Origin of the sequence: Paraburkholderia phytofirmans OLGA172 (assembly GCF_001634365.1) — a bacterium.
Classification (GTDB): domain Bacteria; phylum Pseudomonadota; class Gammaproteobacteria; order Burkholderiales; family Burkholderiaceae; genus Paraburkholderia.
Map to the genome: position 1 here is coordinate 1,136,615 of NZ_CP014578.1, position 14,108 is coordinate 1,150,722.

Below are 14,108 nucleotides of genomic sequence, written 5' to 3' on the forward strand. Positions count from 1 at the left end.
GCATTGCGTTGCTGCTGAGCTATCCTGGAAGCAGAGCCAATTAGGTGGGGAGCAGTGTAATGACGCAACTTGGTCTTGGTCTGGATCTGTCAACGAAGCGCACGCGCAAGCGGGAATTTCTCGATGAGATGCGACGCGTTGTGCCCTGGTTGAAGCTGATTGCGCTGATCGAGCCGCACTATCCCACGGGCAAAACCGGTCGGCCGCCGTTCCCGATTGCGACGATGCTGCAGATTCATTTCATGCAGCAATGGTTCGGTCTGTCAGACCCTGCCATGGAAGAGGCACTCTATGACGTGCCGCTGTATCGCGAGTTCGCGGGTCTCGACGGCGGGATGGTCCGCTTGCCGGATGAAAGCACGATTCTCCGGTTCCGCCATCTGCTGGAAACGCACGGTCTGGCGGTGCAAATGCTGGCGCTGGTCAATGAAATCCTGACGGAGAAAGGCCTGATGCTTAAGGCTGGGTCGGCAGTCGACGCCACCCTGATCGCCGCGCCCAGTTCGACAAAGAATGGCTCCGGCACGCGCGATCCTGAAATGCAATCAACGCAGAAAGGTGGCAACTGGTACTTCGGGATGAAAATGCATATCGGCGTGGACGCCGATTCGGGCCTGGTCCATACGGTCATTGGAACGGCGGCCAATGTTCACGACATTACCGTAGCCCAGACGTTGCTGCATGGTGAAGAAACGGATGTGTACGCGGACGCCGGATATCAGGGTATCGAAAAGCGTTGTGAGCCTGAGGCGGTGCGTTGGCATGTTGCAATGCGACCGGCAAAGCGCAGGAAACTGGATCTGAGTGATTCGTTGGACGCGATATACGATCAGATCGAACGCCTGAAGGCGGGTATTCGGGCCAAGGTCGAACACCCGTTTCGCATCCTCAAGCGGCAGTTCGGTTACATGAAGACGCGCTATCGTGGTTTGCCGAAGAACATCGCCCAGATCACCACGCTGTTTGCTTTGGGCAATTTATGGATGGCTCGCAGAGCTTTGCGCAAGCTTGAAACACCGGGCCGATGAAGGCCATATGTCTGGTTGGAGCGCTCCGGAGCGCGGAAAACCCCTCGCAATCAGCTCACCAACAAAAATCTGAACGCCGAGGTTGCGCTCGATGTGAAAGGTAACGCTTCAAAGCTAGTTGTGCAGAGCTTCCTTAGCGAGATTAACGCCCTTTTGACGGTGCGGTTATTGACGGGCTTGGGTCTGGGTGCCGCAATGCCAACCCTGATCGCACTATGTACCGAGGTGGCAAGCGTCGAGCGACGCGGTACGGCGGTCGGTGCAATGTACTGCGGGATGCCTACGGGCGCTGTTCTCGCAACTGTCATTGGAATGATCAGCCCGGGCGAGCACGAGTGGCGAAATATCTTTTTTGTTGGGGGATTCGGGCCTTTGCTGGTGTTGGTGCTTCTTGCAGTCTTTATGAAGGAAACGTCACGTATCAAACGTGATGAGCACGACACTCGCGATAAGCCGGTGAGCGTTTCGCAGGCCCTTTGGAAGGAAGGACGCGCGCGCATTACTCTCGCGTTGTGGACCAGCTACCTTGGTACGCTGATCGTAATCTACTTTTTGATCAACTGGCTGCCATACATGGTTCAGGCCCGTGGTCTAACGCACGAGCAAGCGGGTGTTGTTCAAGTGCTTCTTACCTTGGGCGCTGCGGCCGGATCGGTTGTCATTGCAACCTTGATGGATCGTATCGGTAGCAAGCCCACCTTGCTCGGCGCTTATGTTGGTATCGCACTTTCCCTTGCAATCCTTGCTGGCGCGACCGGCAGTACCTCGATGGCTTTGGGCGGATTGTTGGCGGGCTTTTTTCTTACTGGAGCCCAGGCGATTCTTTACGCCGTGACCGGGATGGCATACCCAACTCACGTGCGTGGTACATGCGTAGGCGCGACAGTAGCGGTCGGCAGGCTCGCACCAATCATCGGACCGCTGGCAGCCGGACAGCTCCTCGCGAATGGACAAAGTTCTTCCATGCTTCTCGCAACAAGCATTCCGGTGATCGTCGTCGCGGCAGTTTGCGCACTCAGTGTTACGCGGTGCGTTTTCTCCGTGGATGGTGTTCAAACGAAGGTTTTGACCACCTGATCCTCCTCGTATCGCTTCGCTTTGTTCATGAACTGTGAGCTTGCCCCCGAAAAACGAATCCCTTGCTGAGCAGGTAAACTCAAGCAAGGAGAAGAACGATGACAGGCAAGGCAAAGCGGGCACAGTACACGCTCGAATTCAAGCTGGAAGCCGTGCGACTGGTCAAGGCCGGACAAAGCATGGCGGCCGTGGCGGCGACACTGGGTGTTGTTGAACAGACGCTGTACAACTGGATAAAGGCTGAGCGGGAAGGCAGGCTGGCGGGCGCTGGCACGAAGCCTGTGAGCCCAGAACAGATGGAACTGGCGCGGCTGCGTGCGGAAGTGGCTCGCCTGAAGATGGAGCGGGATATTTTAAAAAACCGCCCTACGCGCTTGCGCGCGCCCCTCATGAGTAGAAACTCCCGGGGAGTACACTCGATGCACGCAGAGACAGTGGCCGTAAGCTTCTTGGAGGTATGAACCCCGTCAAAAAACCTGGCCCAGGGGAAGCTGCGGACTCATCTGTGGCGGCGTCTTCGGGCGACCCCGTTTAGGAAATTGATCTATTCCGAGTCCCCGTCCTGCGCCTGATTATCCAGGAGGTGGGTGATGCCAAAAGACCGAACACGATCCAAGCCCTCAGGGTTGCCGATCATTCATCCGTTTGCAGCCGGTATTGATATCGGTTCACGGTTCCATGTTGTCGCCGTGAGTCCAGATCTGTGCGACGAGCCGGTGCAGACATTCCAGGCATTTACGAGCGATTTGCAACGCATGGCGGACTGGCTCGTCGCGACCGGCACAAAGACGGTTGTGATGGAATCGACCGGCGTGTACTGGGTCGCCGCCTACGAGGTGCTGGAGTCCCGGGGCCTTGAAGTCGTTCTTGCCAATGCACGCGAGGCGCGCGCAGTCCCTGGAAGAAAGAGTGATGTCAACGACGCACAATGGCTGCAGCGACTGCACGCGTGTGGGCTACTACGGGCAAGTTTCCGGCCTGGGCGCGACATCGCGGAATTACGCGCATACCTGCGTTGCCGCGAAAGGCATACTGACTATGCCGCCGCGCATATCCAGCACATGCAGAAAGCGCTGACCTTCATGAATATCCAGTTGCACCACGTGATCACGGATATCACGGGCGTCACTGGAATGCGGATCGTCCGCGCGATCGTCGCCGGCGAACGCGATCCAGACCGGCTGGCGGCGATGCGCGACGTCCGCTGCAAGGAAAGCCTTGAGACCATTCGTAGTGCACTGGTGGGCAACTACCAGCCCGAGCACGTATTCGCCTTGAAGCAGGCGCTTGCGCTGTATGACTTTTACCAGCGGTGTATCGACGAGTGCGATGTTGAGATCGAACGCGCTGTCGCGATTCTCAATATCGCTCACCCGATTCCGGATGCGCCGTTGCCGAAGGCGAAGCATCGCAGCAAGCTGCCCAGCGATCCCAACTTTGATGTGCGCACGGCCATGTACCAACTGGCGGGGACCGACCTGACGCAAATTCACGGCATCGGCCCATTCCTTGCACTGCGCCTGATTGGCGAATGTGGAACGGACTTGAGCCGATGGCCAACCGCCAAACATTTCACTTCATGGCTCACGCTTTCGCCCGGCTGCAAGATCAGCGGTGGCAAGGTGCTGTCATCGCACACGCGCAAAACAAGCAGTCGCATCACAGTCGCCCTGAGGCTTGCGGCGGTGACCGTTGGAAGAAGCAATACCGCGCTTGGTGCATTCTACCGGCGCCTCGCCGGGCGCATCGGCAACGCCAAGGCCGTGACCGCGACGGCGCGCAAGATCGCTGTCCTGTTTTATAACGCGATGCGCTATGGCATGGACTATCGCGACCCGGGTGCGGATCATTACGAGCAGCAGTACAGGGACCGCGTCATCAAACAGCTTCATCGCCGCGCGGCGCAATTTGGGTATTCACTGCAACCTCAGGACTCGCCAGCGTGAAGGTGTGTTTCTTAGGAAAGCCGCAGCGTACTTCGCGAAGGAGTCGATGTGAAGTGCGCGTTCATTGACCGGAATCGACACCACTGGCCAGTTTCAGTACTGTGTGAAGCGCTCGAAGTCAGCCCCAGCGGATATCATCAGCGCCAGCAACGCAGCGCCAAGGACAAGCCGCAAAGAGGCTACATGAGCAACGATGCCCTGCTCGCGCACATCAAGGCGACTCACGCGCAGGTCAAGGGCGAATACGGCTGGCCGCGCATGTGGAAGGAACTGCTCGCGCGCGGCGTGCGCGTGGGCAAGGAGCGGGTTCGCAAGCTGATGGCGCAGCATGGCATTCGTGCACGGCACAAGCGCAAGTACATCGCGACGACGAACTCGAATCACAACCTGCCGGTTGCACCGAATCTACTGGGGCGCGACTTCACGGCGTCGGCGCCGAATCAGGTCTGGACGAGCGATATTACCTATCTGGCGACAGCCGAAGGCTGGGTGTACCTCGCGGTCATCATCGACATGTTCAGCCGGCAGGTGGTGGGCTGGTCGATGCAGCCGCACATGAAAGCGGAGTTGGTCACAGACGCGCTACGCATGGCGTGGTTCCGGCGTCGCCCCGAGGCTGGTGTAATCGTGCATAGCGACCGGGGCAGCCAGTATTGCGGCGGCCTGTTCCAGGACACGCTGAAGGCCTACGGCATGCGCTCGTCGATGAGCCGACGCGGCGATTGCTGGGACAACGCGCCGACGGAAAGCCTGTGGGGTTCGCTGAAGGTAGCTCGTATGCATGGACGACACTTCACCACGCGGCGTGCTGCAATGGATGAGGTGATTGACTGGCTGAGCTTTTACAATGCACGCCGGTTGCACTCGACACTCGACTACGTCAGTCCCATGACATTCGAGAAAAACTGGTTCGCGGCTCAGCAGGGACGAGCCGCATAATTCCCTCGGTTATGGGATTCGCGGAACGGGGGCAAGGTCACTGTTATTTAAGGAGACAGTGATCGAGCCAGTAAGAAGCGGAAGAGGACTCAATCGCGTGACGATGTTGTGAGGGTTGTTAGAGGTCGCGCGACGCGGTGGGTGTAGCGACCGGGAACTCCTTGGCGACATGGAGCTTGCGCCGTAAAACAAATCCACCGATACAGCGGAAACCTTGCAGCAATGATCGAACACAATCGCGTTGACGACATTCCGGATCTACACCATGAAATCGCGCATCGAAGAAGCCCACCCGACATCCGGATTGCGGTGGGCGGATTTTATGAGGTCGTGGAATTCAACGGCAGGGAGTTCAAGCTTCCGTTCGACCCTTGCTCAGTGCACGAATGAAAAAGAACGCATGGGCGAACTGCATCTTTGGTATCGCTATTTCTTGTTTGGCGAGGACTGTTACGGGGGGCGGGGCAGCCTCGAACGCAGCCCGGCCGTGCGCATTTCTCCGCAACCTGCCGCCCTTGGGAAACTAGGTTCGTGCGATGCCCCGTATGGCGTATGGTATGTGAGGCCGGCCGTGAAGTGCAGGTGTTCGATGTCGTAGCTGGCCAGGAAGTTTGAGGGGAAGACGAATTTCGCGTAGGGTCGGTTGCGCGAGTGGTGCTTGTCCAGAGTCGTGATTCACCGACGGATAACGATGTCCCGGCGTACCTCTGTTGGTTGTAAGTGTAAGGAGTATCGAATTGGCACACATAGATCCGATTCGTGACGAAGATTCGCGCGGCATACTGCGCCGATCGACATGCAGCCTATGCTATTCAAGCGCTAATCTCGGCTGGGATTCGTTGTTTGCTTCCGTCCAATATGAATTTCCGTTCCAAGCCGATATAGACCCGGTTCGGCATCATTTGCTCGTATTTCACAGAAACGGTGGTGCTCGCGTAAGCGGATATGCGGGAGACAAGGCAATTCGACGAAACGTACCAGCGGGCGGGATCTACTTCTGGCCGGCGCACCGCGGATTCGGCATTAATCTCGAGTCCAGCGTCGAGACGATGCATCTGTATCTGCATGGCGATGTGTTCGACGCATGCTTACGCGAAAGGGGTGGGGATGGAATAGAGGCGATGCAACTTCTACCGGAAATGTGCGTTCAGGATGCTTTGCTACTCGAAATTGGCACCGAGGTTTCGCGGCTGATGGAGTCAAAAGCCAAAGGTGTCGGACTCTACATCGACACGTTGGCCTTGGCGATATCCGAACGGTTGATTTCGCGCCAGCTAAAACGATACGTGTCTACACAAGGAAAATTACAGTGTCCACCTTTGTCGCCGGTCAGATTGCATGCGATTACGGAGTATGTCGATGTAAATCTGTGTGAGGAGATCAGTCTTTCCCAGTTGTGCGCGCTGGCGGGCATGAGCGCGTCGCATTTCGTGCGGCGGTTCAACGCTGCTCTCGGACAGTCTCCTTACCAGTTCGTATTAAGTCGTCGCATAGAGTCGGCGAAGCGATTACTTGCGAGAACAGATCGTCCGATAGCCGATATTGCCCTGGATTGCGGATTTTCACATCAGGAGCACTTAACCAACGCGTTTCGCCGTCGAGTGGGTACGACGCCAGCAGCCTACCGTAAAGCGTAAGCGCACGGCGAACCCATCTTGAACGAAGCGGTATAGCACGTGAGGATAGTGTCCACCAGGATAGCCAGGTGGACACTATGGAAGTAAAGAGAATTCGTCGTACACATGGGGCAGAACTGAAGGCGGCGGTAGTCGACGCCTGCCGCCAACCCGGTGCATCAATCGCGGCCGTGGCATTGGAACACGGCATCAACGCAAACCTCGTTCACCGCTGGCTGCGCCAGGCCGAGTGCGCTGCGAACGAGGCAGAGGTCGTTCCCGCACGTATAGAACTTGCCGGCGGCTTCATGCCGCTGTCGTTGCCCCAGTCGACGCCGGGCGATATCCGCGTTGAAGTACGGCGTGGCGGCAGTGTCATCACGGTGAGCTGGCCGGTGCAGGCGGCCAGCGAGTGCGCGACGTGGTTGCGCACCTGGCTCAAGTGATCCGTATCGATGCGGTGTGGCTGGCGATCGATCCGCTAGACATGCGTGCAGGCACCGACACTGCACTCGCCCGGGTCGTGCAGGTGTTTGGTGCCGCGCGCCCTCATCACGCCTACCTGTTCGCCAATCGCCGCGCCACCCGCATGAAGGTGCTGGTCCATGACGGCGTCGGTATCTGGCTCGCGGCGAGGCGCCTGAACAGGGGCCGCTTCGTGTGGCCGCAGCCCGGACTGGGCACCCAACAGTCAATGACGCAGGAACAACTCGCCGCCCTCGTGCTGGGGTTGCCCTGGCAACGTATCGGCGAGGACGGCGTGATCCGTGTGATCTAGCGACGGACAATCGGTGCTCGTGCCAATTCAGGCGCTGGCGGCCCGCTGGCACAATAACGGGCATGATCGATACGACCCAACTCCAGGACATGGACGCCGCGCAACTGCGGGCCCTGGCTATGGAGTTGATGTCGGAAGTGCGTGCCCGGGACAGCGAACTGCGCTTCAAGGATGCCCGCATCGCTCAACTCACCCATGAGATGGCGGTGCTCAAGCGGTGGAAATTCGCCGCACGCAGCGAGAAGCTTGGCGCAGAGCAGCAGAGCCTGCTGGACGAAGCCATCGATGCCGATCTGGTCGCCATTGAGCAAGAGATCGAACAACTGGCCGCCCAGTCGAAGGCCGACGCGATCCCGAACAAACCCCGCCGTATGCCGCTGCCGGCAAACCTGCCGCGTATCGAAGTTCGTCACGAACCGGAGTCGACAACCTGCGGTTGCGGCTGCCAGCTCAGGCGCATCGGCGAGGACGTCAGCGAGAAGCTGGACTACACACCGGGCGTGTTTACCGTCGAGCGTCATGTGCGCGGCAAGTGGGTGTGCGCCAGGTGCGAGACCCTGATTCAGGCACCGGTTCCGGCTCAGGTGATCGACAAGGGCATCCCCACTGCCGGGTTGCTGGCACAGGTGCTGGTCGCCAAATACGGCGACCATCTGCCGTTGTATCGGCAGGAAGGGATCTTCGGGCGCGCCGGTCTCGCCATCCCGCGCTCGACACTGGCGCAGTGGGTCGGCATGTGCGGAGTGCAATTGCAGCCGCTGGTCGACGCACTCAAGGAACAGATGCTGCGGCATCGGGTGATGCACGCCGATGAGACGCCTGTCGCGATGCTCAGTCCCGGTAAGGGCAAGACACAAAGAGCTTATCTATGGACCTATTGCCCCGGGGCCTTCGAGGATCTGAAGGCGGTCGTCTACGACTTCGCTGACAGTCGGGCGGGTGAACACGCGAGGGACTTCCTGGGAGACTGGCGAGGGCAACTCGTCTGCGATGACTTCACCGGCTATAAAGCACTGTTTGCACAGGGCGTGACCGAGCTCGGTTGCATGGCGCACGCGCGGCGCAAGTTCTACGATCTGCATACGGCCAGCAAGAGCGAGATTGCACGGGATGCGCTTCAGTACATCGGTCAGCTCTACGAGATCGAACGGGAGGTACAGCAGCTCGCTCCGAACGAACGCCTGGATATCCGGCAACAGCGAGCGCGTCCCATTGCTGAGGCACTCCATGCGTGGATGACACAGCAACGCGTGCGGGTGAGTGAAGGCTCAGCCATCGCCAAAGCTCTGGACTACAGTTTGCGCCGATGGGTGGCGTTGACGCGTTACCTCGACGATCCGCAGGTGCCGATTGACACCAGTTATGCCGATTCCCGGATTATGCCGCGTCCCGAAGCCACGGGCGCATCAGTTGGGCGGATCCCTGTTCCGGGTCGCTCGGATTGTCGGCATTATCAAAGGCCCTCCAGGAAGGCAAGCAAGGGGTCGGGAGGTTTGTAACGCGTCGGCGCAATGCCGCTCGCATTGGCGTGCGCAAGCGCGCGTTCCTTGAGCCGCATGTCGGCGTGCAGGTAGATCTGGGTCGTCTCAGATGATTCATGTCCGAGCCAGAGCGCGATCACGGTCAGGTCTACGCCGTGATGCAACAGGCTCATCGCGGCCGCGTGCCGAAGCGTGTGGGGCGTTACTGATTTTTTCTTCAGCGAGGGGCACGAGAGACGCGCGATTTCGACGTTGCGTGACACGAGTCGCTGAAGAGCATCGGCACTGAGATGACCGCCGCGCGAACTGGGGAAGACAGGATCATCTGGTTCGCCTGGTTGATACCGTAGCCATTCTTTCAGGACGGCAACGACATCCGGTCGCAGCGGAGTGCATCGCATCTTTCTGCCTTTGCCGAGGCAACGGACGTGGGCGCCTGTGCCGAGCACCACATCCTGACGCCTGAGAGAGGTCAGTTCGCTGTTGCGCAGACCCGTTTGAACCGCTACAAGAAGCAGCGTTCGGTCGCGGTTGCCGATCCATGTTCGTACATCGGGTGCAGCTACCAGGGATGCGGCCTCGCTCTCGGTGAGAAACTCGACGGGGCCGTGTTCACAGCGTTTGGATGGAATCGCAAGGATGCGCTGACATTGCAGGAACAGCGCGGGCTCGCTGACCGCGACGAACCGGAAGAAGGCATGCACAGCGGCGAGGCGCGTATTACGTGTCCGCACTGAATTTCCCCTGTCCTGTTCAAGGTGCTGAAGGAATTTCTCGATCAACGACGCGTCGAAGTCTTCGATCCGCAGTTTTGACGGCACGCGCCCGATATGCTTCATGGCGAACGCCAGCAGCAACCGGAACGTGTCGCGGTAACTCGCCACCGTGTGCGAACTCAGACCTTGCTGCTCGAGCAAGCGCTGGGTAAAGAAACGCTGGACGAGGGATGGAAGGCCGGCGGCGTTCATGGCCACTCTCCCGGACAGTTCCTGCTGAGATAGCCTGCCGCAAGTTCAAGCAACTCCGGAACCGCTTCGATGTACCAGTACGTAAGACCAACGTTGACATGTCCAAGGTAGGCGGCAAGTTTCGGCAATTCCCGGCTCACGTCCAGTCCGGCGCGATACCATGCAACCAGCCTTCCAGTCGCGAAACTGTGTCGAAAGTCCTGGAGCCGTGGGCCGTAACCTGCCCGGCCATCCTTTGTCGCTGGCCGTAGACCGACCGCACGCGACATTCTGACGAACATGTTGCGCACAGCGCTGGCGTTCAGTCTAATACCACGCTCACCCACCAGGAACGCTTCACTCACCCGTAGAGGGCAGAGTTGGTCGCGACTCTGCGCGTAGCGTTCGAGTGCCTCGCGGGTCGACTCTTCGACAGGAACAAAGCGCGATTTGCCGAACTTCGATTCCCGAACGGAGAGTATTCCGTTCACGAGATCAACGTCGCACCGGTCGAGCGAAAGGGCTTCGCCTGGTCTGAGGCCGGTCGCTGCGAGAAGCCCGATGAGCGTCGTATAGGCCAGTGCTCGCAAGCCTGTGCGCGAGCGTAGCCGCGCAGCATGAGTCATGAGCAGGGTAATTTCCTGTTCCGTGTAAATATGCGGAGGATTGCGCCGTCGGCGGGCACTCAGGAGTCCTGCTGGAGGAATCTCATTCCGACTGTCGATGGCGTTCATCCACTTGGCGAATCCTCTCACCTGGGAGAGACGCCGCCCCCAGGTAGCGCGTTCGACGAGTACGGGCGTCGTTGCCCAGCGAAGAGCCAGATCGGTGGTGATGAACTCGGCACCTTCGTGTTCCAGAAGATCAACGAAATGACCGAGTGCCAATGCAGGTTCATAGAATTTCGCCCCGAGCGCCCGGCGCACTGCGACGTACCGAGCGAGGGAGTCACGGATCGCAGTCATATTGCACCTCCCGTCGTGGGCCACGGGCGTGCTACCCTGCGCAGATCCTCAAACGCAACCTTTGCATAGATCGCGGTACTGTCCTGTGAGCGGTGCCGTAAGACCTCAGCGATTTCCGCGATCGACGCACCATGGCGAATCATCGTCGTCGCCAGACCGTGGCGGAATAGATGCGCGGCGCCACGGCACGCGGGACGGAATCCGGCACGAGCGAAAGCCAGACGAACAATGTGGCCAATCGCCGCCGGTCCCGCCAGACCGACGCGCGGTGCCCACATGCGAAGGAAGACCCGTCGCGATGCGCTCGCACCTCGATCGTCGCGAAGGTACATGGCAATCGCCTCTCCAACCTCGGATGGCAGCGGGAGATGCTCGACCATTTGCCCCTTACCATGAACGACGAGTTCTCCGGAACGCCAGTGGATGTCGCCTAGTTCAAGCGCGACGATCTCTCCGGCACGCAAACCGAGCCGCGCCAGCAACAGCAGGACGGCATAATCACGGCTCCCGCGTGGAGTCGACCGATCAGCAGTTGCAATCAGGACCTCTTCCTGCTCAGGCGTGAGGAACGTTGGCACAGTTGACTGCCGCCACTTGCGAACCGAAGGCACCGACTCATACAGGTCTCGTGCCGTCTCGCCATGCAGAAAGAGGAAATGGCAAAACGAGCGAAGGGCCACCGTCATCAGCCGCGTGTACTCCGCCGACCGGCCTTTGCTGCGGGTAAGGATGTGATTCCGGATCGTCATGGCGTCGAATGCATCGGGCAATATGTCGCCGTCGCCGACATCCTGGCTGTTGAGGAAGTCGCGAATGAAGGGCCCGTAGACGAGCACCGAGTTCTTCGCAAGTCCACGATCCTGCCGCAGGTAGTCCAGGTACCGCTCGTAGATATGGGTGATCGCAGATTGGTCGCCCAATGTCGACGAGAGCACGATGGCTTCGTCACGCAGATAGGCAAGAAACGACCGTAACACGGCAAGCTCGAACTGAACACGCGCTTCAGGAGCGTCGGTCAGGCGCTCCGTGAAACAAGCCGTAGCGGACTCATCAAGGTCAACCAGTCCGACGTTCGTGCTCTTCATCCACCGAGAGAAGGCAGACAAAACCCTTCGTTTCTTGAGAAGCGTTACTTCGGAATAACGTGCCGTCCGTAGACGATCAAGGAATGTATCAATGTGACGGGCGGGCAGCCCGCCCGATGCGCTGACTGTGTGTATCGCCTTCATTTGATTTCTCCTGGCCAGCGTAACAGCCAGCCTGAGAAATCATACGGATTATGCCGGCTCGACAATCACACAGGGGCGTGTTCGATGCTCTTTGGGACCTTGACGCGGCATAATCCGGGAATCGGCATAACTGGTGTGAGAATCAGATACGTCCAATCGCCATCGGTCGCAACAACTGGTTGTTCGCGGGTTCTCTGCGTGCTGGCCGACGCGCAGCTGCGGCCATGAGTTTGATCCAGTCGGCGAAACTCAACGGCCATGATCCGTACGCGTATCTCAAGGACGTGCTTACGCGACTGCCGACGCAGCCCGCAAGCCGCCTCGAAGAACTCCTGCCACATCGCTGGCAGCCGTCTCTGCAGGCCTGAACCGAACGCTGCCGTCAAGATGGGATGACCGGCCGCTTACCGTAAAGCTTCGGGCGCACACTCTTCAGCTGACATTCTGGATAAATAAGTGAGGCAAAGGTGCCTGGTATTCAATCTCGCATTTAGAGCTGAAACACGGGGATTCCAACCGGTCATACTGGTCGCTCTGCTAACCGAATGGGACCTGTCATGGTGCATTCGATTGTGGGTATCTAACTGCCCCCAACGTGGCGCAAGAGACGGTGGGGAGTGCCCATGCGTCCCCGAGCCAGTAGATTGGCACATCGGCTGCCCAGCACGACACCAGGGCAACTCTCGCAACAATCCGCGGGGTCTACCTGCTGTCCAAATGATCCGCTGTATATGTGCAGGGGCATATATCTTCAATAGTGCCAAGGCCGCGTACGCGGTTAGCGCGGGCGGTCCCGGAGCGTCTCCTGCCGCCGCACTCGACGACTTGCGCCGGGGTTCCATGGTTCGTGTGCTCGCGCCGTACACGCTGGAGAAAATGACCGTGTACGCGCAATTCCCTTCTCGAAGATATCTAAGCGCCAACGTGCGTAGCTGGATCGATTTCCTTCAGGCCACGCTGCCGCCAATGTTGAAATCCGATGAGCGCATACTCCGGCAACTAGCCGGGTGACTTTAGCGCTTGCTCATTCCTTTAGCAAGGAGGGCAACGACCTGTAACGCCGAGTCAACAATCGGAGCTCTGCGATGTGTGCGAAACACGCAGTTGATCGGGACTGACAGCTTCTTTGGTTCAAGCTCAATGAATGTCACGCCCGGCCATCGAACATGTGCGACTGACGCTGGCACCAATGCAGCGCCTGTCCCGGCGGCAGTCAGTGCAAGGGCCGCAGTGACGTCTTCGACCTCGGCTGCTATTTTTGGCTCCACCCCTTCCGTTCTAAACATGGAAACTACCTTGTCGGCGAAACTTGGTCGATCGCCGCGTGGATACAGGATGATGGGCACATCGACCAGGTCTGCCACTACACGGGCACCGGCAACGCGTGTGTCCCAAGGGTCCGCAACGGCGACGTGAAGCGTCTCCGACCCAATGTTCCAGCTCGTCACGCCTTCTGTCACCGGATAGAAACGCCCGAATCCAATATCCACCACTCCTGAGAGGAGAGATTCCAGCTGAGCCTCCTTGGTCATGTGAGCCACGGAGATGGTGGCGTCGGAATACGTCGCAAGGAAAGTCCTGACGAACGCCGGAACTGTCTCAAAGACAGCAGTCCCAAAGTAGACGAGATTCAGTTCACCCGATTCGCCTCTGGCCGCAGCTTGCGATCGGCGAGAAGACCGCTGCACAAGCGCGAGCAACTGACGTGCGTCGTCAAGAAACACCTTTCCCGCAGCGGTAAGTTCAACACCTCGCGCCGACCGCTCGAAGAGCTTTGCCCCAATGTCGCGCTCAAGAGCCTGGATCTGACGTGTGAGCGGTGGCTGTGATACGTGCAACCTCTGCGCCGCGGTTCCAAAACCTCCCGCTTCCGCGACGGCGACGAAGTATTTCAACTGTCTGATTTCCATGGTGTGCCCCATTTATTTTTTGGCTCTTCGGCGATTGTGAGCAAGTACCTCTCGCTCCGCAACCAGCATCGGCCATACGGAAACCGTATGAGGCACACGGAGTAAAGGTATTGGACCGCACAGGTTCCCAATCCCTATCATGACTTCGCGGGGTGGTTGTCGCCCACGCGTTCATGTTTTAGACGGAGGAGA

11 protein-coding genes and 4 pseudogenes are annotated in these 14,108 nt (G+C 58.8%); 11 read left to right on the forward strand and 4 right to left on the reverse strand.

The window, feature by feature from the left end:
• Nucleotides 1–59 precede the first annotated feature (59 nt).
• The 10 genes and pseudogenes from AYM40_RS04840 to tnpC all read left to right on the forward strand — a co-directional run.
• The gene (locus tag AYM40_RS04840) at nt 60–1,028 is read left to right on the forward strand and encodes an IS5 family transposase (protein WP_063495236.1); all 969 of its coding nucleotides are present in this window, start codon (nt 60–62) and stop codon (nt 1,026–1,028) included.
• Nucleotides 1,029–1,043: 15 nt separating this feature from the next.
• A complete protein-coding gene (locus AYM40_RS04845; protein WP_063495237.1) occupies nt 1,044–2,105 on the forward strand; it encodes an MFS transporter in 1,062 nt (353 codons plus the stop codon).
• Between the two features lie 98 nt (nt 2,106–2,203).
• Nucleotides 2,204–2,464 (forward strand): annotated as a pseudogene (locus AYM40_RS04850) (transposase); the annotation flags it as partial.
• A gap of 231 nt (nt 2,465–2,695) precedes the next feature.
• The gene (locus AYM40_RS04855) at nt 2,696–4,051 is read left to right on the forward strand and encodes an IS110 family transposase (protein ID WP_063495238.1); all 1,356 of its coding nucleotides are present in this window, start codon (nt 2,696–2,698) and stop codon (nt 4,049–4,051) included.
• Between the two features lie 15 nt (nt 4,052–4,066).
• Nucleotides 4,067–4,990 (forward strand): annotated as a pseudogene (locus AYM40_RS04860) (IS3 family transposase); the annotation flags it as partial.
• Nucleotides 4,991–5,212: 222 nt separating this feature from the next.
• Nucleotides 5,213–5,380: a hypothetical protein gene (locus AYM40_RS41255; protein WP_158515240.1), complete on the forward strand. Its 168-nt coding sequence runs from the start codon at nt 5,213–5,215 to the stop codon at nt 5,378–5,380.
• Nucleotides 5,381–5,727: 347 nt separating this feature from the next.
• Nucleotides 5,728–6,627, forward strand: a complete 900-nt coding sequence (locus AYM40_RS04865; protein WP_063495240.1) for an AraC family transcriptional regulator — start codon at nt 5,728–5,730, stop codon at nt 6,625–6,627.
• Nucleotides 6,628–6,704: 77 nt separating this feature from the next.
• Nucleotides 6,705–7,052 (forward strand): transposase, encoded by a 348-nt coding sequence (locus AYM40_RS04870; protein ID WP_148662105.1) that lies wholly within the window; start codon nt 6,705–6,707, stop codon nt 7,050–7,052.
• Complete coding sequence (gene tnpB, locus AYM40_RS04875) at nt 7,028–7,384, forward strand: IS66 family insertion sequence element accessory protein TnpB (protein ID WP_148662106.1); 357 nt, start codon at nt 7,028–7,030, stop codon at nt 7,382–7,384. The genes AYM40_RS04870 and tnpB overlap by 25 nt, the downstream gene beginning before the upstream one ends.
• A 62-nt stretch (nt 7,385–7,446) precedes the next feature.
• A pseudogene (tnpC, locus tag AYM40_RS04880) lies at nt 7,447–8,793 on the forward strand (IS66 family transposase); the annotation flags it as partial.
• Nucleotides 8,794–8,837: 44 nt separating this feature from the next.
• Here tnpC and AYM40_RS04885 read toward each other — a convergent pair.
• From AYM40_RS04885 to AYM40_RS04895, 3 genes are read right to left on the reverse strand one after another with little or no spacing between them, the layout of a single operon-like run.
• Entirely contained in the window at nt 8,838–9,833 is a 996-nt protein-coding gene (locus tag AYM40_RS04885; RefSeq protein WP_063495242.1) for a tyrosine-type recombinase/integrase, read from the reverse strand.
• A complete protein-coding gene (locus tag AYM40_RS04890; RefSeq protein WP_063495243.1) occupies nt 9,830–10,777 on the reverse strand; it encodes a tyrosine-type recombinase/integrase in 948 nt (315 codons plus the stop codon). Before AYM40_RS04890 ends, AYM40_RS04885 begins: the two co-directional genes overlap by 4 nt.
• Nucleotides 10,774–11,862 (reverse strand): site-specific integrase, encoded by a 1,089-nt coding sequence (locus AYM40_RS04895; RefSeq protein WP_236720895.1) that lies wholly within the window; start codon nt 11,860–11,862, stop codon nt 10,774–10,776. Before AYM40_RS04895 ends, AYM40_RS04890 begins: the two co-directional genes overlap by 4 nt.
• Before the next feature lie 269 nt (nt 11,863–12,131).
• Here AYM40_RS04895 and AYM40_RS04900 point away from each other — a divergent pair.
• Nucleotides 12,132–12,374, forward strand: a pseudogene (locus AYM40_RS04900) (transposase domain-containing protein); the annotation flags it as partial.
• A 645-nt stretch (nt 12,375–13,019) separates the two neighbouring features.
• Here AYM40_RS04900 and AYM40_RS04910 read toward each other — a convergent pair.
• Nucleotides 13,020–13,916 (reverse strand): LysR family transcriptional regulator, encoded by an 897-nt coding sequence (locus AYM40_RS04910; protein ID WP_063497844.1) that lies wholly within the window; start codon nt 13,914–13,916, stop codon nt 13,020–13,022.
• Nucleotides 13,917–14,108: the final 192 nt, after the last annotated feature.

Excerpts from the sequence above, each read along its gene's own strand:
- AYM40_RS04890 (WP_063495243.1), bottom strand. The coding sequence starts at position 10,777 with ATGACTGCGATCCGTGACTCCCTCGCTCGGTACGTCGCAGTGCGCCGG.
- AYM40_RS04895 (WP_236720895.1), bottom strand. The coding sequence starts at position 11,862 with ATGAAGAGCACGAACGTCGGACTGGTTGACCTTGATGAGTCCGCTACG.
- AYM40_RS04910 (WP_063497844.1), bottom strand. The coding sequence starts at position 13,916 with ATGGAAATCAGACAGTTGAAATACTTCGTCGCCGTCGCGGAAGCGGGA.
- AYM40_RS04840 (WP_063495236.1), top strand. The coding sequence starts at position 60 with ATGACGCAACTTGGTCTTGGTCTGGATCTGTCAACGAAGCGCACGCGC.
- AYM40_RS04870 (WP_148662105.1), top strand. The coding sequence starts at position 6,705 with ATGGAAGTAAAGAGAATTCGTCGTACACATGGGGCAGAACTGAAGGCG.
- AYM40_RS04885 (WP_063495242.1), bottom strand. The coding sequence starts at position 9,833 with ATGAACGCCGCCGGCCTTCCATCCCTCGTCCAGCGTTTCTTTACCCAG.
- AYM40_RS04855 (WP_063495238.1), top strand. The coding sequence starts at position 2,696 with ATGCCAAAAGACCGAACACGATCCAAGCCCTCAGGGTTGCCGATCATT.
- AYM40_RS41255 (WP_158515240.1), top strand. The coding sequence starts at position 5,213 with ATGATCGAACACAATCGCGTTGACGACATTCCGGATCTACACCATGAA.